General features: G+C 41.6%; 16 protein-coding genes. 13 read left to right on the forward strand and 3 right to left on the reverse strand.

Annotation, left to right across the window (positions count from 1 at the left end; all coding sequences use genetic code 11):
* Positions 1-229: 229 nt before the first annotated feature.
* Positions 230-646: a chemotaxis protein CheX gene (locus SULBA_RS02995; protein WP_014768792.1), complete on the reverse strand. Its 417-nt coding sequence runs from the start codon at positions 644-646 to the stop codon at positions 230-232.
* Between the two features lie 147 nt (positions 647-793).
* Between SULBA_RS02995 and SULBA_RS03000 the strand changes: the two genes are divergently transcribed.
* The 7 genes from SULBA_RS03000 (at position 794) to SULBA_RS03030 (ending at position 10,375) form a co-directional block, all read left to right on the forward strand.
* A complete protein-coding gene (locus SULBA_RS03000) occupies positions 794-2,131 on the forward strand; it encodes an amino acid permease (protein WP_014768793.1) in 1,338 nt (445 codons plus the stop codon).
* Positions 2,132-2,228: 97 nt separating this feature from the next.
* On the forward strand, positions 2,229-2,981 hold the full coding sequence (locus tag SULBA_RS03005) for a sulfite exporter TauE/SafE family protein (protein ID WP_041671774.1): 753 nt from the start codon (positions 2,229-2,231) through the stop codon (positions 2,979-2,981).
* Positions 2,978-5,794, forward strand: coding sequence for an excinuclease ABC subunit UvrA (gene uvrA, locus SULBA_RS03010; RefSeq protein WP_014768795.1), 2,817 nt, complete (start codon positions 2,978-2,980; stop codon positions 5,792-5,794). Before SULBA_RS03005 ends, uvrA begins: the two co-directional genes overlap by 4 nt.
* Before the next feature lie 132 nt (positions 5,795-5,926).
* Positions 5,927-7,240, forward strand: coding sequence for a cation:dicarboxylate symporter family transporter (locus tag SULBA_RS03015; RefSeq protein ID WP_014768796.1), 1,314 nt, complete (start codon positions 5,927-5,929; stop codon positions 7,238-7,240).
* Between the two features lie 203 nt (positions 7,241-7,443).
* A complete protein-coding gene (locus tag SULBA_RS03020) occupies positions 7,444-8,424 on the forward strand; it encodes a Bug family tripartite tricarboxylate transporter substrate binding protein (RefSeq protein ID WP_014768797.1) in 981 nt (326 codons plus the stop codon).
* Entirely contained in the window at positions 8,421-8,864 is a 444-nt protein-coding gene (locus tag SULBA_RS03025; protein ID WP_014768798.1) for a tripartite tricarboxylate transporter TctB family protein, read from the forward strand. The genes SULBA_RS03020 and SULBA_RS03025 overlap by 4 nt, the downstream gene beginning before the upstream one ends.
* Before the next feature lie 5 nt (positions 8,865-8,869).
* Positions 8,870-10,375, forward strand: coding sequence for a tripartite tricarboxylate transporter permease (locus SULBA_RS03030; protein WP_041671899.1), 1,506 nt, complete (start codon positions 8,870-8,872; stop codon positions 10,373-10,375).
* A gap of 4 nt (positions 10,376-10,379) precedes the next feature.
* Here the strand turns inward: SULBA_RS03030 and SULBA_RS03035 are convergent, their stop codons facing one another.
* Both SULBA_RS03035 and SULBA_RS03040 read right to left on the reverse strand, forming a co-directional pair.
* The gene (locus SULBA_RS03035; protein ID WP_014768800.1) at positions 10,380-11,066 is read right to left on the reverse strand and encodes a response regulator; all 687 of its coding nucleotides are present in this window, start codon (positions 11,064-11,066) and stop codon (positions 10,380-10,382) included.
* On the reverse strand, positions 11,063-12,646 hold the full coding sequence (locus SULBA_RS03040; protein ID WP_014768801.1) for an ATP-binding protein: 1,584 nt from the start codon (positions 12,644-12,646) through the stop codon (positions 11,063-11,065). The genes SULBA_RS03035 and SULBA_RS03040 overlap by 4 nt, the downstream gene beginning before the upstream one ends.
* A 290-nt stretch (positions 12,647-12,936) precedes the next feature.
* Between SULBA_RS03040 and SULBA_RS03045 the strand changes: the two genes are divergently transcribed.
* From SULBA_RS03045 to citG, 6 genes are read left to right on the forward strand one after another with little or no spacing between them, the layout of a single operon-like run.
* Positions 12,937-13,992: an AbrB family transcriptional regulator gene (locus tag SULBA_RS03045; RefSeq protein WP_014768802.1), complete on the forward strand. Its 1,056-nt coding sequence runs from the start codon at positions 12,937-12,939 to the stop codon at positions 13,990-13,992.
* Positions 13,989-15,008 (forward strand): [citrate (pro-3S)-lyase] ligase, encoded by a 1,020-nt coding sequence (gene citC / locus SULBA_RS03050; protein ID WP_014768803.1) that lies wholly within the window; start codon positions 13,989-13,991, stop codon positions 15,006-15,008. Before SULBA_RS03045 ends, citC begins: the two co-directional genes overlap by 4 nt.
* Positions 15,005-15,301 carry a citrate lyase acyl carrier protein gene (gene citD, locus SULBA_RS03055; protein ID WP_014768804.1) on the forward strand — a complete coding sequence of 99 codons (297 nt, stop codon included), beginning with the start codon at positions 15,005-15,007 and terminating at the stop codon, positions 15,299-15,301. The genes citC and citD overlap by 4 nt, the downstream gene beginning before the upstream one ends.
* Positions 15,298-16,188 carry an aldolase/citrate lyase family protein gene (locus SULBA_RS03060; RefSeq protein ID WP_014768805.1) on the forward strand — a complete coding sequence of 297 codons (891 nt, stop codon included), beginning with the start codon at positions 15,298-15,300 and terminating at the stop codon, positions 16,186-16,188. Before citD ends, SULBA_RS03060 begins: the two co-directional genes overlap by 4 nt.
* Positions 16,185-17,684, forward strand: coding sequence for a citrate lyase subunit alpha (citF, locus tag SULBA_RS03065; protein WP_014768806.1), 1,500 nt, complete (start codon positions 16,185-16,187; stop codon positions 17,682-17,684). Before SULBA_RS03060 ends, citF begins: the two co-directional genes overlap by 4 nt.
* Positions 17,684-19,033 (forward strand): triphosphoribosyl-dephospho-CoA synthase CitG, encoded by a 1,350-nt coding sequence (citG, locus tag SULBA_RS03070; RefSeq protein WP_014768807.1) that lies wholly within the window; start codon positions 17,684-17,686, stop codon positions 19,031-19,033. The genes citF and citG overlap by 1 nt, the downstream gene beginning before the upstream one ends.
* Positions 19,034-19,160: the final 127 nt, after the last annotated feature.

A 19,160-nucleotide genomic window follows, 5' to 3' on the forward strand; every position in this document is an offset into this window, starting at 1 on the left:
TTATCTCCTTATTTCCTACGCTGGCATTACCCAGATCAGGTTCGTGAAGCCACATTAATGGACTTCTTGGGGTATTATCTCAGCCATACGTTCGGCACCCCCACAGACAATGGTAAACAATTGAGAGAGATTATACAACACTACACAAAGAGCTTACTTAAGAAAAAGGGTTGTCCTTAAAAAAATAAGTAATCCTTTAAAAAGCGTTTACATTCTTTACATGTAAGAATTAGCGGGCGATAATAAAGGTGCTGTCTTTAACTTGAAAGTGATGTCTATCACTTAGGGGGATAGGAAAAGGGGCGCACACATTGCCCATAAATTCAGGAACACTAAGGTGGTATGTATTTTCAGGGTATTTCTCTTCCAATAGTACTTTGGCAGAGCCGATGATTTGATTGGCAATTTCTTTGAGTAAATCGTCCAAATCATTTTCACTCAGGTTTTCTTCAAAAAGCAGGTTAAAGGCAATTTCATCTAAGACCTTTTTTTCAAAAAAGAGATACCACGTGTGTTCACATCCATTTTCGAGTAAGGCAATGGCTGAGCCATAAAAGTACTCTCCCAACGTTTCAATTTTCTGAGGAATTTCACACAAAATCGTCTCACAAAAATGGTGTGTTGCTTCAATCACAGCTTCTTTCATGTTTTCCCTTTAATGAAGATACGTCTAGGCATTATAAGCCAATTTTTTTAAATTGTAGATTACACAGTGTTTTAGATGCTTTACATGTAAAGATTTTTTTGAAAAAAGATACAATAATGCTTTGATTTTTACGAATGAAGGAATGTGATGCACAAACATAAGCTTTCAAGAGGCTTACAAAATAGGCATGTACAATTAATTGCCTTAGGTGGAGCGATTGGAACGGGTCTTTTTTTAGGAGTTTCAACCACCGTTCAACTAACAGGTCCTGCGGTACTTTTAGGGTATGCACTGGGTGGATTTATTGCGTTTATGATTATGAGACAACTGGGTGAAATGGTTGTTGAAGAGCCTGTGGCTGGCTCATTTAGTCACTTTGCGAACAAATACTGGCACCCGTTTGCGGGTTTTGCCTCAGGATGGAACTACTGGATTTTGTATGTTTTAGTGGGTATGGCAGAACTCACCGCCATTGGTACCTTTGTCCATTTTTGGTTGCCACAGATTCCTGTGTGGGTTTCAGCGGCATTTTTCTTTGTGTTGGTCAACCTTGTCAATTTGGTGAATGTTCGCATTTACGGCGAGTTTGAGTTTTGGTTCTCTATTATTAAAGTGGTGGCGATTGTTGCGATGATTGCTTTTGGAAGTTACTTACTCATCAGTGGAAACGGTGGAGAGAGTGCGAAAATTAGCAATCTTTGGGCGCTTGAGGGTGGTTTTTTCCCACACGGGCTTCAAGGCTTTTTAATGGCGATGGTGTTCATTATGTTCTCTTTTGGTGGCTTAGAATTGATTGGTATCGCAGCTGCTGAGACGGATGATCCCAGTCATACCATTCCCATGGCGACCAATCAAGTGATTTATCGTATTTTGATTTTTTACATTGGAGCATTGGCGATTTTGCTCTCCTTAATGCCATGGATGAACATGACCAAAGATGTCACCCCTTTTGTGATGGTGTTTAAAGTGATTGACCAAAATATTATTGCACATGTGCTTAATGCCATTGTCTTAACCGCAGCGCTTTCGGTGTATAACAGCGGAGTTTACTCCAACTCTCGTATGCTTTTTGGTTTGGCGATGCAAGGCAATGCGCCGAAAAAGTTGATGAAACTAAACTCCAAAGGTGTGCCTGTCAATGCGGTACTTTTCTCTGCGCTCATTACAGGAACGTGTGTCGTGCTCAACTATTTTATGCCTCAAGATGCCTTTAAATTTTTAATGGCGCTCGTGGTTTCTGCTTTGGTGGTGAATTGGTTTATGATTAGTTTTGCGCACCTTAAATTTCGCTACGCTATGATGAAAAAGCACATTGAGCCAAAATTTAAAGCCTTTTGGTTTCCTTTTGGCAACATTTTATGTTTGGCGTTTTTTGTGATGATTTTGGGCATTATGCTTTTTATTGAGGGGATTAGCACCTCAGTTTATCTTATTCCGATTTGGTTGGGAGTCCTTGCCATCGGTTATAAACTCTCTCGCAAATAAACTTTAAATCTTTACATGTAAAAAGCCTTTACATGTAAAGATAACCATTTATTAAGAGCGCTTGAAGTAGAATCAGACATCTTAAAGTAAAGTGAAAATGATGTTAACAATACTGGCTTTTTTTGGTCTTTTGGTAGGTTTTTCCTCAGGCTTTTTTGGCATTGGTGGCGGTACCATTTTAGTTCCGACCCTGATTTATTTTGGCTATGATATTAAAACGGCGATTGGTATCTCCGTCATGCAGATGATTTTTAGCTCCATGTTTGGCTCTTACCATAACTATAAAGCAGGCGTATTACAACTCAATAGTGGTATTTTTTTAGGGTTTGGCGCTCTTTTTGGTGCGGGGCTTAGTGGTGTTATTGTCGATACTTTATCCTCCTTATCGTTGTTAATCCTCTTTGCTTCTGTGTTAGTACTTTCTATTTACAAATTTTTTACCGCACCGCTTATGCCTAAGTGTGAACCTAATGAGTCCAAAATCGTGCTGTTTGGTGTTGGTTTTGTGATTGGTGCGATTGCGATTAGTACAGGAACAGGAGGCGCTGTCTTTCTAACGCCTGTGTTGGTTGGTTTTTTAAATTGGGATATTAAAAAAGCTGTGGGAACCACACTCTTTTTTATTATTTTTGGCTCTATTTCTGGCTTTATTAGCCTTGCTACCCATGGGCATGTGGATTATAATGTAGGTGTAGCCGTGGGTATTGGCTCACTCATTGGTGTCTATTTTGGGGTGAAATTATCCCATCGTATTGAAAAGAAGGTACAAAAAAGAGCCCTTTTGATCTTATACGTCGTTATGTTGGTTTTAACCCTCAATAAAATTTTAAGTGAGATGAACATTCTATGATAAAAATTTACGGTGCAAAAGAGAACAATCTTAAAAATATTAACCTTGAAATTCCCAAAAATAAACTGGTCGTTTTTACGGGGCTGAGTGGAAGTGGTAAGAGTACTTTAGCGTTTGATACCCTCTATGCGGAGGGACAACGCCGTTACATTGAATCGCTCTCCTCGTACGCAAGGCAGTTTTTAGACAGAGTGGGTAAGCCTGATGTGGAGAAAATTGAAGGGCTCACCCCTGCTATTGCCATTGACCAAAAAACGACCAGTAAAAACCCTCGCTCAACCGTGGGGACAATTACAGAAATTTATGATTATATGCGTTTATTGTTTGCACGGGTGGGAAAACAGCACTGCCATTTGTGTGGTAAAGAGATTTCACAGATGTCTGTGGCAGATATTATTGAACAGGTTTTAAAACTTCCCCCTGAGACGAAACTCTCCATTTTAGCGCCTTTGGTGCGTGAAAAGAAGGGCAGTTTTGCTGATATGATAGAAGCTTTGCGTCATAAAGGGTATGTCAGAGCGCAAATTGATGGCGTGATGGTGCGTTTGGATGAGGAGATAGAGCTTTCAAAAACGAAAAAGCATACCATTAAAGTCATTATTGACCGTGTGGTGATTCGTGAAGAGAACAAAGAGCGTATTGCTACAGACATTGAAAAAGCGCTTTTGGAGAGTTATGGTGAGGTGGAGCTTGATATTGCCAACGCTGAAGAAGTAGGGCTTCCAACATCGCACATTCATTACAGTGAACATTTGGCATGTTTTGATTGTAAGATTAGTTTTGAACCCTTAGAGCCTCTCTCTTTTTCATTTAACTCCCCCAAAGGGGCGTGCGGTGTGTGCGATGGTTTGGGCATTCGCTATACGCTTGATTTAAAGAAAATCATCAATGAAAATGTGAGCATTCAAGAGGGTGCCATCAAGATTTTTTATGGTTTTAATAAAAGTTTTTATGCCAAATTTTTAGAAGCCTACTGTGAGGCTGCTGGTATTAATACCCGTATTCCTTATGAAGAACTCGAAGAGCATCAACAGCGTGCTATTTTGCATGGCGGGGTGGAAGAAGCGACCTTCTTTTGGAAAAAACATAAACTCACTCGCAAATGGGAAGGGGTCATCAAAATCGCTTATGACATGCTCAAAGATGAAAAAGAGTTGGGCGAGTACATGAGTGAAAAGGTGTGCGATACCTGTGGCGGATACCGCTTAAAAGCGGAGAGTTTAGCGGTGAGAGTGGCGGGGAAAAACATTGCGGATATTTTAGAGATGCCTATTGATAAATGTTTGGAATTTTTCAAAAACGATGAGAATTTTGCCTATATGAAAGCCCAACATAGGATGATTTCAGAGCCCATTTTAAAAGAGATACGTGAACGCCTTTTCTTTTTATTTGATGTGGGGCTTGGCTATATTAGTCTAGGACGGGATGCGAGAACGATTAGCGGTGGTGAGGCGCAACGTATTCGCATTGCATCACAAATTGGCAGTGGCTTAACAGGGGTGATGTATGTTTTGGATGAGCCGAGCATTGGATTGCATGAGAGAGATACGCTTAAACTCATTCGTACCCTGCGAAATTTACAAAAAAAAGGCAACTCGGTTATTGTGGTAGAACACGACAAAGAGACCATACAAAGCGCTGATTTTATTGTGGATATTGGACCTGGGGCGGGTAAGTTTGGAGGGGAAATTGTTTTTAAAGGAAACAAAGAGGAGCTTTTAAAAAGCAGTACGCTGACCGCACAGTATCTGAATGGCACAAAGATTATTAATTACCGAGAAAATAGGGCTCAAGAGCGTTGGATTGAGCTCAATCATGTCACGATTAACAACATTCAAAACCTTGATGTTAAAATCCCCTTAGGTAATTTAGTAGCCATTACGGGTGTGAGTGGCAGCGGAAAGAGCTCACTTATTTTGCAAACTTTACTTCCTGTGGCAAAAGAGTATCTCAACCGTGCTAAAAAGGTGAACAAAGTAGCAGGTGTGGAGTGCATCGGGCTTGAGCAACTCGATAAAGTCATTTATCTTGATCAAAGTCCTATTGGAAGAACCCCACGCTCCAATCCTGCGACGTATACAGGTGTGATGGATGAGATTCGAGCACTGTTTGCGAAAACCAAAGAGGCGCAAATACGTGGATACAGTGTTGGACGCTTTTCATTTAACGTGAAGGGTGGACGCTGTGAGAAGTGTCAAGGCGATGGCGAAATAAAAATAGAGATGCACTTCTTGCCTGACATTATGGTGAAATGCGATAGCTGCAAAGGGCACCGTTACAACGCACAAACGCTGGAGATTAAATACAAAGGCAAATCCATTTCAGATGTGCTTAGTATGAGCGTAGATGAAGCCTTTGAATTTTTTAAAGCCATTCCTAAAATTCATCAAAAAGTGCAAACCTTAGTTGATGTCGGGTTGGGCTACATCACATTGGGGCAAAATGCGGTGACACTAAGTGGCGGTGAGGCACAGCGTATTAAGCTGGCTAAGGAGCTTAGTAAAAAAGATACGGGCAATACACTCTATGTTTTAGATGAGCCAACCACAGGGTTACACTTTGCTGACGTGGATAGACTGGTCAAAGTGTTACATCATCTCACAGATATGGGCAATTCGGTTTTAGTCATTGAGCATAATATGGATGTCATCAAAAATGCTGATTATTTGATTGATATGGGACCTGAGGGTGGAAGCTATGGTGGTCGTATAATAGCGATAGGAACGCCCTTAGAAGTGGCTTCTGGTGCTGAAAAATCAGGCAGTTATACGGGCAAATTTTTAGCTTTAGAATTAGAAAGTGAGAAAAAATAGCCCTTTTTGTTCCTTTTGGTAACAGTTGTTTTCTTAAATAAACCTATAAAATGCCTTACATGTAAAGGAACATAAGTTAGACATAACTTTTCATTATAATCCATCCTTTATCAGAATAAAAAGGATTGGGTTTTGGCACATAAGAAAAAAAGAGATTGGAAGAGTTATACGCTTAAGAGTTTAGCGTTTTGGGTTGTGGTTGCCATTATTGCAGGTATTGTCTTAGGGAGTGTTAGTCCAGAATTGGGTGTGCAGACAAAACCTGGAATTGATTGGTTTATTCAAATTTTAAAATGGTTGGTAGGCCCGATTATTTTCTTAACGATTATCTCAGGTATTGTGGGACTGGAGAGTTTAAAAGAAGTTGGAACGATTGGGTTTAAGGCTTTTATCTATTTTGAAGTGGTGAGTACGTTTGCCTTAGCCATTGGTGTTATTTTTGGAAATGTGTTAGGTGCTGGCAATGGCATGAATCTCTCCGCAGATTCGCTGGATCCTGAGAGTGTCTCAAAATTTACGCAAAATACGCAAGAAGTGGGTTCGGCGTGGTCAATTTTAAAAAGTGCGATTCCGCATGACCCCATCACGCCATTTATTAATGGCAACACGTTACAAGTCTTAGTGATGGCACTCACATTGGCTATTTTGATTTCTGCGTTTGGTGGAAAATACAAAGAGGCGATTTTACGTCCGCTTGAGCAAACACAAAACTTTTTCTTTAAAATTTTAACGATTTTAATGTGGTTAAGCCCCATTGCTAGCTTTAGTGCGATGGCGTTTCTCATTGGTAAATTTGGTGTGGCTTCGCTAATTAACATGGCAAGTTTACTGGGTGTTATGTTTGTCTCAGTTCTTGCTTTTATTTTTGGTGTTTTGGGCATCATTATGGCGATTTTTAAAATTAATATTTTTAAATTTATGCGTTTTATTTCTAAAGAAGTTCTTATCGTTTTTGCTACCTCTTCAAGTGAGTCAGCACTCGCCCCTCTTATGAAACGATTGGAGGCTGCAGGTGTAAGCCGTGGTACAACAGGACTGGTGATTCCAACAGGGTATTCGTTTAATCTGGATTGTACGAACATTTACCTCTCACTTTCGATTATTTTTATTTCACAAGCGTTTAATATTCCACTCACCTTAGCAGAAGAGTTAAGCATTATTCTGATTCTTATGGTCACTTCCAAAGGGGCAGTAGGCGTGACAGGTTCAGGTTTTATTGTTCTAGCAGGTACTTTGTCGGCTATGGGTGGGTCCATTCCTGTGGCAACCGTTTCGGTGCTTTTAGGGGTTGATAAATTTATGAGTGAAATGCGTGCTGTGGGTAACTTGTGCGGAAATGCGGTTGCGTGTGTGGTGGTTGCGGCATGGGATAAACAGATTGATATGAAAAAATTTAAACATGCCCTAAATCATCCTGAGAGTATTGAAGATGGGATTCCCTCATAGCCTTAAAGAGTGGTCATACACATTTTTTTGCTAAAGTGAGCCTTTTTTGTTACAGTTTTGCTCTTCTTGTGTAACAAAATGTAGCGGTGTTTCCTGTGAACACAATAGCCAAAATACTAAAAAAGCATCTAATTGGTTTTTTCTTGATTAGATGCCAAAAAACGTGATACGATGTGCGCATATTAACTCAAAAAGGAGTCAAGATGCGTAAATCGTTACATTTGGTAACAAATATCGCAGCTGTCATTGCGCTTAGCAGTGCTTTAAATGCGTTTGAAGTGAGTAAACCCGTTTGTTTAGCGCCTGCTAAACCAGGTGGAGGATTTGATCTTACATGTAGACTCGTTTCTAACTCTTTGATAGCAAGCAAAATCATTGATAAACCGATGATTGTTAACTTTATGCCTGGTGGTGTGGGTGCGGTTGCGTATAACCATGTCATTGGTCAACGAAGTAATGATGCTGAAATGATCGTTGCTGCGAGTACGGGATCGGCGTTAAACATAGCGCAAGGTAAATTTGGCGCAAAGTACACGGTTGATTCGGTCAAGTGGTTGGCGGCTTTGGGTGCAGATTATGGTGCGGTTATTGTTCGTGCCGATGCGAAGTGGAACACCCTTGCTGAAATGGTAGCCGATCTTAAAGCCAATCCTAAAGGGTTTGCCTTGGGTTCTGGTGGGTCTATTGGTTCTCAAGATTGGTTTAAAGCAGCCATTATCGCAAAACTTGCAGGCATTAATCCTAAAGATATGAAATACGTTGCCTTTGAAGGCGGTGGTGAAGCTTTGACCGCACTTTTAGGCAATCACATTCAGATTTACCCAGGGGATATTGCGGAGTTTTCTGGTCAACTCTCTTCTGGCAAATACAAAGTCCTTGCCATTCTCTCTGAAGAGCGACTTCCTGGTCAAATGGCGGATATTCCTACGGCTAAAGAGCAAGGCTTTGACGCGGTTTGGACGATTTGGAGAGGCTTTTATCTTGGACCCAATGTCAGTGATGAGCAGTACAACTACTGGGTTGAAAAAATACAAGCATTGGTGAAAACGCCTGAGTTTGAAAAAGAGCGAGAACTCAGAGGTCTTTATCCGTTTACGAAAATAGGTAAAGAGTACCAAACCTTTATGCAAGAAGAAGAGAAAAAATTTAAAGTCTTAACACAAGAAGCAGGACTGATCAAATGATTGATAGACTCTTTGGTGTGTTCCTACTGTGTTTAGGACTCTACGTACTGTATGGGGGGCTTACTTTGGAAGTTCCTTTTTCGTATGACCCGCTAGGTCCAACAGCCTTTCCTATCGCTTTGGGTATAGTCTTAGCAATTTTATCCGTATTTGTGATTGCGAAACCAAAAGAGGTTCATTTTCCAAACCTTACAACCAATCTTAAAACCATTTTGATTGTAGTGCTATTGTTCTTCTATCAATTCAGTTTTGATTTTTTAGGCTTCTTACTTGCTACAGCACTTTTGGTGTTTTGTATTTCGAAGATTTTTAAAGGTACAACCCCTCAGGCGTTGGCTTCAAGTGTGGGTGTCAGTGGTGTTGTTTATCTTATTTTTAGTGTTTTGCTTGAAGTGCCACTTCCCTCTGGCGTACTTTTTGCGAAGCTTTTAGGAGCATAATCATGATGGAAGTTTTATCATCCCTTGCAGCAGGATTTGCGGTTGTGTTAACCCCAACTCATCTTTTTTTAGTTTTTTTAGGATGTATGCTAGGGACACTTTTTGGTGCTCTCCCAGGTCTTGGACCGATTAATGGTGTAGCCATTTTATTGCCTATTTGCTACACCTTAGGACTTCCTGTTGAGTCTTCCTTGATTATGCTTGCGGGCATTTATTATGGGGCAGAGTTTGGTGGAAGGATTTCAAGTATTTTACTCAATGTCCCAGGAGACGCTGGTGCCGTCTTTACCTGCTTAGATGGTTATCCTATGGCACAAAAAGGATTGGCAGGTCCAGCCCTTGCTCTTTCTGGTGTCGCCTCTTTTATTGGTGGAACGATTGCCATTGTTGGGTTAACCTTTTTCGCACCGCTGCTTGCAAGCGTTGCTATTTTCTTTGGCCCTGCTGAGTATTTTGTGCTTATGGTCTTTGCATTTGCAACCATTACGGCATTGATGGGCAGTAACCCTGCTAAAAGTTTGATTGGTGTTGTGATTGGGCTGATTGTTGGGGTTGTTGGAGTCGATTCTACGACGGGTATTCTTCGCTTTACCTTTGGTGAGGCAGAGTTGTATGATGGCTTTGAATTCTTAATTGTCATTGTGGGTTTCTTTGCGGTGAGTGAAATTATGCTGATGCTAGAACACCACAGCAGTGAAGATTTTGAGATGCCAAAAATTACCCGTATTTATGTGACTATAAAAGAGTTGCTCTATTGTAAATGGACCATGGTTCGCTCAGCGATGATTGGCTTTGTGGTCGGGACACTTCCTGGCACAGGCGCTTCTATCGCCAGCGCGGTTTCCTACACCATTGCGCAAAAAATTTCGGATAAAGAAGGCACCTTTGGCAAAGGCGATATGCGAGGTCTTGCTGCACCTGAGTCTGCTAACAATGCATGTGCAGGTGGAGCACTTATCCCAATGTTAACCTTAGGGGTTCCAGGCAGTGGAACCACCGCAGTACTTTTGGGCGCTTTAATGCTTTATAACATCAACCCAGGTCCCATGCTTTTTGTGGAACAACCTTTATTGGTGTGGGGATTGATTGCTTCGATGTACATTGGTAACGTGATGTTGTTGGTGATTAACTTCCCCATGGTGCGTCTTTTTACAAAGATTTTACAAGTGCCTTATTGGTTATTGGTTCCCTCAGTGATTGTTTTAGCGTTTGTGGGGGTATATTCGGTCAATATGAGTACCTTTGCACTGTTGCTTGCACTCATCTTGGGTGTTTTGGGCTATTTTTTACGTAAACTTCATTACCCAATGGCACCTGTTATTTTAGGATTTGTCTTAGGGCAAATTATGGAAGATAACCTACGACGTGCCTTTGCCATGAGCGGTGGCGAAACGGGAATTTTATTTCAAGGAACCATTAACGCCATTCTTTGGGGATTGACCCTTTTTATTTTATTTGTCCCTATGCTTTCTAAAATGGTAGCAAAACGCTACGCTTTAGGACAAAAATAGCCTTTTATTCTGTCGTCTTGAGCTTGTATTTACGCTCAGGACGACCTACTGAGCCATACAAAGAGTCTACTTCCACTTTAGCCGATGCGACCAAATACTCCAAATACCTTCGAGCCGTTGTGCGATTAATTCCCAACATTTCTGCGATTTCACTGGCAGAACAAAAGGCGCAACTTTGGTGTAAGGCACTTAAAATTTTCTCCAACGTAATGCTATCCACCCCTTTGGGCAATCCTACATGTAAAGGTTTTTCACTTTGCATGGTTTTATTAAAAAAGGCATCGACTTTGCTTTGAGAGAGCTCTTCTTTGGAAATCACTTTTTCTTTGTAGTCGTAAAATTTTTGTAAAGAGGTTTGAAAGCGGTAAAACATAATGGGCTTAATGAGATAATCAAAAACACCATACCGTAAGGATTTTTCCAAAGATGCCATCTCTTTGGCAGCGGTGATGAGAATGACATCGGTTGTGTTGGCATTGCTTCGCATCCAGCCTAGAAAATCAATGCCATTGCCATCTGGAAAATAGACATCTAATAGCAGAAGATCAGGGTGTATCACATCCATGTACTCTTTGAGTTCATTGAGTGTATTGGCAATGGCGACGACTTCAAAGTTGGCTATTTTTTGTACCATATTTTGGTGTAAAAGCGCAATACGTGGATCATCCTCAGCAATCAAAACTTTAATCATAATGGGTTACCTTTGGGGATATGAATACTCACAATAGTACCATAATTTCCTTTGCCAAACGAGATAAAACCGCCTAAGAGTTCAAGGGTACTTTTGACAAAATAAAGACCATAGCCACTGTGTAATTCCCCTTTGGTGGAGAAGCCTTTTTCAAAGATTTTTTCACACACACGCTCATCGATACCCAATCCCGAATCTTCGACTTCAAAAATAAGGTCGTTGCCAATATCGGTGGCAAAAAGAGTGACCTTTTTTGCTTCGCTAAGGGCTGCTGCATCAATAGCATTGTTGATGATATTGCCTAAAAGGGTTAAGAGATGTTTGGAAATAGCAGGAGAAATCATCGCTTCTATGGAGCTGTTTTCATCGAGGTTAATTTTGACACCCTTATCAAAAGCAAAATAGTATTTGCCAATAAAAATTGAAGCAACCACAGGGTCGTGAATAAGGTTTTGAAACGGCTCAATAATTTTTTCATCAGGAAGATGATCTTCTGCAATTAAGGCGATGGCTTTATCGTATTCGCCAATTTGAATGTGCCCTGAAATAAGATGGAGTAAGTTGGAAAATTCATGCTTTTTTTCTCTCAGACGTTCTGAATACTGCTTTACCCGAGTAAGTTCCCAAACAAGGGCATCAATTTCCTCTTTTTTACGACAGCTAGCCACCATGCCAATGGTCTTATTTTTATGGTTCATGGGTGAGAGATTACAAATATAATCCACCCCATTAATATCAATAATAACATCTTTCATCTCTTTACATGTAAGAAGAAATTTTTGTAAACCTTGTGGAGGGTATTTGGTATTTTCGTCCCAATGAAAGTCGTTTTTTGCCACATTGTTGCATAAGGTAATCTCCCCTTTTTTATTGGTGGCAATAATCGCCTCTTTTACAGCATTTAAAATCGCCTCTTTTTCTAAAAACAGACGGCTAATTTCCTTTGGTTCATAGCCCAAAAGAGAATGTTTGATTTTGCGTGAGAGTAAAAAGGTGACACACAGTGTTAAAAACATTGCTCCGTAAAGGTAAATGAGAAATTGTTGATGACGTTGAGCAATAATCACACGCACGCTCTCTTGCAAATATCCCACAGAGACAACGCCAATAATGTTACCATTTTTCCCAAAGATAGGTGACTTTCCCCTAATCGAAGGCCCTAAACTTCCCGTGGCTTTGGAGGTGTAATAGAGTCCTTGTTGCAGTGCTTTTTCATTGTCATCGCCTACCATTTTCTCTCCAATAAGCTCTGGTGTGGGATGGGTAAGACGGGTGGTATTGTGATCACCAATAACAATAAAGCGTGCATCAATGCTTTTTTGTAATTCTAAAATGAGAGTGGCTAAGCGGGCATGGGGGTCTTTTTCTTCTACCAATGTGATGATCTCAGGCATCAATGAAATGGTTTTAGAGATGGCAAGGGCACGTTGCCCAATTTGTTCTTCCATAAGCTCTTTTAAAATATGCCCTAACAACAGTGAAAAAGTCAGCAGTGTGGCTAAGACCAACAGGCTTGAAAAGCCCACTAATTTAAGAAGTAATCCCTCGTGCAAGAAGAGGGAGTGTTTCAATTTTTGCATAGGACATAAACTCCTGATAGGATATTGGATAAAAAAAGCGTCAAACCATGCGAAAGATTTTAGCTTAGCCTCTCTTAATTTTAATGTGCGTTTTGGATGCGTGTGTATGGGTTTACATGTAAAGAAAGCTGTGGAGATTTTTTCGTGACAAAAGCTTGGTTTAATTTCTTAGAACTTTATGCACAAAATGCCCATAAATAGCCCATTTTGAGCTATTATTATCTTAGTTATTCTTAATGAAAAAAAAGCTACCATAAAGGTGAAAAACACAGATAACTAATGGATGTTCAATGCAATGCTTTAAAAGCTTTTTACCTGTTGTGGCATCGCTTTTGATAGGCTTGTGTGGAGCCATGCTTTTCACCTTACTCAAAGCTCCCTTGCCATGGCTTTTAGGCTCCATTGTTGCCATCGGTATTGCCAGCCGTTTTCCCAAAATTCCCCTCCAGTCCCCCAAACTTTTCTCCGCACCTGCTCGTGCTGTACTTGGTATTACCGTTGGGAGTGCGTTTAATCCTACGATGATTCACTATTTGGGTGATTATCTTTCCAGTATTGTTTTGATTTTCCCCTTTGTACTTCTTGTTACCTTTTGTGGCATGCTCTATTATTGGAAGTGGTTGAAGTTCGATAAGATGAGTGCTTATTTTAGTTCAATGCCAGGGGGACTTTTGGAGATGGTTACGCTAGCAGAAGCCACAGGTGCGAATGTCTATAAAGTAACGATGACCCAATCGGTAAGGCTTTTGTGCATTGTCTTTACCTTGCCGTTTATGATTCAAGCGCTTTCACATATTTCCTTAGATGGCACGGTGAGTATCACCCAACCTTTTTTAAACAGTGATCCGCACGATATGCTCATTCTTATCGTTTGTGCTCTCTTGGGATGGTGGGGTGCACTGAAGCTTAAAATTCCTGGGGGTACCATGCTAGGCCCTATGGTTTTAGGGGCGATGGTTTACAGTTTGGGTATTGTTGATTCTCGCCCACCCAATGAGATGATTAAACTCATTCAACTCATCCTTGGAAGCACCGTAGGTTTTGTGTTTGTGGGCGTTACATGTAAAGAAATTACAAAAGTTTTCGTGCAAACACTGGGCTATTTTGCTATCTTAGTGATACTTTCAGCCCTTTTTGTCTTTGGGGTCTCTTGGTTAACTGATTTTCCACTGATCTCCATTATATTAGCGTTTTCTCCTGGTGGGCAATCGGAGATGAATCTTATTGCAATTATTGTTGGTGCCAATTTGCCTTATGTTGCGCTGCATCATATTGTGAGAATGTTTTTAGTGATGAGTGTTGCGCCGATTTTTATTACCTACCTTCGACCCAAAGAGAAGCGATGAGTTTTCTCTTCTCTGAAGTGCCACGTACCCGTCAGGTGCAATGGCAAAAAGTGAGGGATTTTTTAAGCAGTGTTAAGCTTGATATGGCAGAAGATGTGGAGATTTTTGTGATTGCCAAAGAGGATGATCGCATTGTTGCGTGTGGAGGGCTGAGTGGTAAAGTGCTGAAAAACATTGCTCTTGATGAATCCATTCGAGGGGAGGGCTTAGCCTTAAGCTTGATGAGTGAACTTTTAAAAGTGGCGTTTCGTGAGGGGCGGCATGATTTGTTTTTATTTACAAAACCAGAGTATGAGGAGGTTTTTGAGTCGTGTGGGTTTAAATACATTGAGCAAGCACACCAACAAGTGATTTTGATGGAAAACAGCTACAACATTGATTTGTACAAGAAACGCTTGCGAAAGTATAAGCGTACAGGTGAGGTGGTTGGAAGCATTGTGATGAATTGCAACCCTTTTACGTTAGGACATCGCTATTTAGTAGAGCAAGCCTGTGAAAGGTCGCACTGGGTACATTTGTTTGTGGTGAAGGAAGATGCTTCCTTTTTTACCTTTCATGATCGTTACAAGCTTATTTGTGAAGGCTTGGAAGATTTGGAAAACCTCACGATACATGAGGGTTCTGATTATATTATTTCTAAAGCGACGTTTCCGACCTATTTTATTAAGGATAAACGTCAGATTGACTCTCTTTATACGGAGTTGGACTTAAATATTTTTAGAAATCATTTAGCCCCACAACTGGGCATTACACACCGTTATGTGGGAGAAGAGCCTTTATGTGTCGTGACCAATGAGTATAACCAACAGATGAAAACATTACTGGCAGCTCCGAGTGAATTTCCACCCATTTTGGTGGTGGTGCTTGGGCGTATTGAGTATGGTGGTGAGCCAATTTCGGCTTCGAGAGTCAGACGATTAATGCAGGAAAAACGCTTAGAAGAGATTATCCCGCTGGTACCTCCTACAACGTATGCATTGATTGAAAAAATGATGTCCAAAGAGGAAGCAAAATGAGCAAAAAATGTGAGACTGCCCACGCAGGAACGCTCGAATCAAGCGACGTATTTGTCCGTGTGATTCCCGTTGATACCAAAGGCGTTGAGATAGAGCTAGAGAGCAGTGTGGAGGAGATTTACGGAGATGCGATTCGAGCGCTGGTGCTAGAGACGCTTAAGAAGATGAAAATAGAGGGTGTTAAACTGATTATTCAGGATAAGGGAGCATTGGAGTACGTGATAAAAGCACGTGTTCAAACGGCTATTTTAAGAGCCTTAGGCGAGGATAAGCCTGATTGGGGTGTGTTATGATGAAGCAAAAATTACGCAGGAGTATGCTCTTTGTCCCAGGGTCTAACACGGGAATGGTGTGCAATGCATTTATTTATAAGCCTGATACGGTGATGTTTGATTTAGAAGATTCTGTGGCACTGAGCGAAAAAGATTCTGCTCGTATGATGGTGTTTCATGCCTTGCAACATTTTACCTACAAAGACATTGAGACAGCCGTGCGTGTCAATCCCTTAGATACGCCTTTTGGAATTTTGGATCTTGAAGCAGTTATTAGAGCAGGTGTGGACATCGTAAGGCTTCCAAAAACCGATAGCGTTCAAGATGTTTTGGACATGGAGCGTGAAATTGAGCGTATTGAGAAGCACATAGGTACGACGAAAAAAACCATGCTTCTTGCTGCCATTGAAAGTGCACTGGGTGTGGTCAATGCGGTGGATATTGCCAGATGTTCAGATCGGATGATGGGCATTGCTTTGGGTGCGGAAGATTTTGTACGAGATTTGCACACCCAACGCACCAAAGAGGGCAATGAGCTCATGGCGGCCCGCAATCAAATCTTACTTGCGGCACGTGCGGCTAAAATTGGAGCATTTGATTCTATCTTTTCAGATGTGAAAGACAAAGAGGGTTTTATGCACGAAGTGGAATTGATTAAGGGTTTAGGCTTTGATGGCAAGTCGCTCATCAACCCCAATCAAATTCCGTGGCTTCACAGTGCCTTTGCTCCAACGCAAAAAAATATTCATTGGGCGATTGAAGTCTTAGAAGCCGCACGTGATGCTAAAGAGCGTGGCTTAGGCGTTATCTCATTGGATGGCAAAATGGTGGATGCCCCTATTATTTTAAGAGCAGAGTGGATTATGGATTTAGCACGCGCATCGGGCGTTTTAGGAGAAGAGCAATGAAAGATTTTGAAAAACATGTAAAACTTAATGACCTCACACCCATCAGTGCCCCTGCGTTTACATGTAAAGAGAAAAACAAAGGGGAGGAGCGAAGTGCGAAGGTGTGTGAAAGCATTGAAGAGGCTATCAGACGTTCAGGGTTAAAAGATGGGATGACCATCTCGTTTCACCATGCGTTTCGTGGTGGTGATTTGCTGATTAACACTGTGATGAACATCATCGCCAAAATGGGTTTTAAAGACCTGACGCTAGCGTCTAGCTCTTTGGCTTCTGTGAATGACCCATTGATTGAGCATATTAAAAGTGGGGTCATCACACAAATTTATACCTCTGGGCTTCGCAGTAAATTAGGAGAGGCTATCTCCAAAGGCTTGATGGAAAAACCTGTGCAAATTCACTCCCATGGTGGGCGGGTGCATTTGATTCAATCAGGTGAGCTTAACATTGATGTGGCATTTTTAGGCGTACCCGTGTGTGATAATTTTGGCAATGCCAATGGCTATTCGGGTCGTTCAAAATGTGGTTCTTTAGGCTATGCGATGATTGACGCACAGTATGCAGCGTATGTGGTGGTATTAACCGAATCCCTTGAAGCCTATCCTAATGTTCCAGCAAGTATTCATCAAGACCAAGTGGATGCAGTGGTTGTGGTTGATGAGGTGGGTGATCCTTCTAAAATTGGTGCAGGTGAAACCCGTATGACAAGCAATCCTAAAGAGCTTCTCCTTGCCAGCCACACGGCGAAAATCATTGAGCACTCAGGACTGTTTAAAGAGGGTTTTAGCATCCAAACAGGCTCAGGGGGCGCTTCACTCGCCACAACGGTTTTTTTAAGTGAAAAGATGGAAGAAAAAGGGATACATGCCAGTTTTGGGCTGGGGGGTATCACGGGAACGATGGTGTATATGCTTAAACGTGGGCTGATTAAAACCCTTTTGGATGTGCAAAGTTTTGATGAATTTGCCGCAAAATCTTTGGGCGAAAATAAAAACCACATCGAAATTAGTGCCAACGAATACGCCAACCCAAGTTCCAAAGGTGCGGCGATTAAACAGTTGGATATTGTTGTCTTAAGTGCGCTTGAGGTTGATCTTGATTTTAACGTCAATGTCATTACAGGCTCTAAAGGTTTGCTCAGAGGTGCCTCAGGTGGACACAGTGACACTGCTGCAGAAGCCAAACTCTCCATTATCGTAGCACCGCTTACTCGTGGGCGTATTCCAACGATTACCAAACGGGTCAATACCATTGTCACCCCTGGCTCAACCGTTGATGTGGTCGTAACCGATCAAGGCATAGCGGTGAATCCTAAAAATGTAGAGCTGAAAGCACGCCTCAAAAAAGCGGGTTTAAACATGGTTGAGATGCATGAATTGTATGAGCGTGCCATTGCATTGTGCGGTGTGCCAACAGAGATTCAATACACCGATAAAGTGGTTGCAGCGATTCGGTATCGAGATGGCTCTGTGATTGATGTTGTGCGTCAATTGGCATAATGATAGACCAACCCACCACGCTTGAAGCGATTTTACATGCCAAAGAGGAGCGTGCCTTAAAGCAAAAAAAGCTTTTATGCGACTACCCTTTGGCTTCGCTGATTTCTCTTTGCATTAATACACCAAGCCTCATAAAGCTCTCGCATGAGGCGGTTGTACTCCACAATGTCGCTACACAAGTGCTTTTAGAAAGGCTTCACAAGGAGGGCATTGAACTTTTGGTGTGTCAGTGTAGCTTTGCTCCAACAGGGGTGGAGTCTTTGTTTACATGTAAAGCGGAAGCCAAAAGGCTCAAAGCCTTAGCCTGTGAGATAGAAAACACGCATCCTCTGGGTCGTTTGATGGACATTGATGTGTTGGATAAAACAGGGCGCATTCTTTCTCGTAGTGAATTGGGTCTTTCAAAACGTCAGTGTTTTCTCTGCGAAGAAGAGGCACAGGTGTGTGCAAGAGCGCAAAGGCATCCGTATGAAATGCTGCAGGCGCATATCAAAGCAATGGTGGAAAAACATGCGTTTGAGCACTCGCTTGCTCTGTGGTGTGAACGTGCTATGCAAAAAGAAGTGGAGCTAACGCCCAAGCCTGGATTGGTCGATAAAGCCAACAGTGGCGCACACCGTGATATGAACATTGACACCTTTTATGCAAGCATCCATGCCATCACACCCTTTGTAGCGCAATGGTTACAAACCGCTCAGGCGTATGCACACGAAGAGGCAAAGCAGAGTTTTCAAAGACTAAGAGCCATTGGTGTTGCGTGTGAAAAAGCGATGTTTGAAGCCACAAAAGGGGTCAATACCCACAAAGGAATGATCTTTTGTCTTGCCGTTTTGTGCGGTGCGATTGGGCGTATAAAAGCGCAGGGTGAACGGCTTACATGTAAAAACCTAAACGCACAGATGAAAGTGCTGTGTCACAATTTGGTAGAGGATGATTTAGTACATGTAAACGCACCCAACAGTGCGGGTGCTCGTTTTTTTTATGAAACCAAGAGTGGGGGTATCCGAGAAATCGCACAAAGTGGTTTTGCCATTGTTTTTGAGATAGCATTGCCTTTTTTTAAAGCTTCTGTGGAAGAAGAGGGTGAAGAGCGTGCTTTGCAAAAGACCTTGTTGCTGTTGATGTCACGCTTAGATGACAGTACACTGTGGTCACGAGGGGGCATGGAGGGACTAGCCTACACTAAAACAAAAGCAGCCGCACTGTTACATGTAAACATGGAGCATGAAAAGTTTGAAGAATGTTTGAGGGCATTTGATACTGAGATGATTGAAAAAAATCTCTCCCCAGGAGGCAGTGCCGATCTTTTGGCAATGACGTGGTTACTCGCAAAAATAAGTGTTGCTTAGAAAAAATGAGCTTAGAAAAAGAGACTTCTCATACGCTTTTTAATGAAACCTCGTTATAATCTTTCAAAATTTCTTAAAAGATTTTATGATACATAACCTGCTCTAACTTCCTTTAGAGAATCGTATT

This window comes from Sulfurospirillum barnesii SES-3 (assembly GCF_000265295.1).
Taxonomy (GTDB): Bacteria; Campylobacterota; Campylobacteria; order Campylobacterales; family Sulfurospirillaceae; genus Sulfurospirillum; species Sulfurospirillum barnesii.

Excerpts from the sequence above, each read along its gene's own strand:
- SULBA_RS02995 (WP_014768792.1), bottom strand. The coding sequence starts at position 646 with ATGAAAGAAGCTGTGATTGAAGCAACACACCATTTTTGTGAGACGATT.
- SULBA_RS03000 (WP_014768793.1), top strand. The coding sequence starts at position 794 with ATGCACAAACATAAGCTTTCAAGAGGCTTACAAAATAGGCATGTACAA.
- SULBA_RS03005 (WP_041671774.1), top strand. The coding sequence starts at position 2,229 with ATGATGTTAACAATACTGGCTTTTTTTGGTCTTTTGGTAGGTTTTTCC.
- uvrA (WP_014768795.1), top strand. The coding sequence starts at position 2,978 with ATGATAAAAATTTACGGTGCAAAAGAGAACAATCTTAAAAATATTAAC.
- SULBA_RS03020 (WP_014768797.1), top strand. The coding sequence starts at position 7,444 with ATGCGTAAATCGTTACATTTGGTAACAAATATCGCAGCTGTCATTGCG.
- SULBA_RS03025 (WP_014768798.1), top strand. The coding sequence starts at position 8,421 with ATGATTGATAGACTCTTTGGTGTGTTCCTACTGTGTTTAGGACTCTAC.
- SULBA_RS03030 (WP_041671899.1), top strand. The coding sequence starts at position 8,870 with ATGGAAGTTTTATCATCCCTTGCAGCAGGATTTGCGGTTGTGTTAACC.
- SULBA_RS03035 (WP_014768800.1), bottom strand. The coding sequence starts at position 11,066 with ATGATTAAAGTTTTGATTGCTGAGGATGATCCACGTATTGCGCTTTTA.
- SULBA_RS03040 (WP_014768801.1), bottom strand. The coding sequence starts at position 12,646 with ATGCAAAAATTGAAACACTCCCTCTTCTTGCACGAGGGATTACTTCTT.
- SULBA_RS03045 (WP_014768802.1), top strand. The coding sequence starts at position 12,937 with ATGCAATGCTTTAAAAGCTTTTTACCTGTTGTGGCATCGCTTTTGATA.
- citC (WP_014768803.1), top strand. The coding sequence starts at position 13,989 with ATGAGTTTTCTCTTCTCTGAAGTGCCACGTACCCGTCAGGTGCAATGG.
- citD (WP_014768804.1), top strand. The coding sequence starts at position 15,005 with ATGAGCAAAAAATGTGAGACTGCCCACGCAGGAACGCTCGAATCAAGC.
- SULBA_RS03060 (WP_014768805.1), top strand. The coding sequence starts at position 15,298 with ATGATGAAGCAAAAATTACGCAGGAGTATGCTCTTTGTCCCAGGGTCT.
- citF (WP_014768806.1), top strand. The coding sequence starts at position 16,185 with ATGAAAGATTTTGAAAAACATGTAAAACTTAATGACCTCACACCCATC.
- citG (WP_014768807.1), top strand. The coding sequence starts at position 17,684 with ATGATAGACCAACCCACCACGCTTGAAGCGATTTTACATGCCAAAGAG.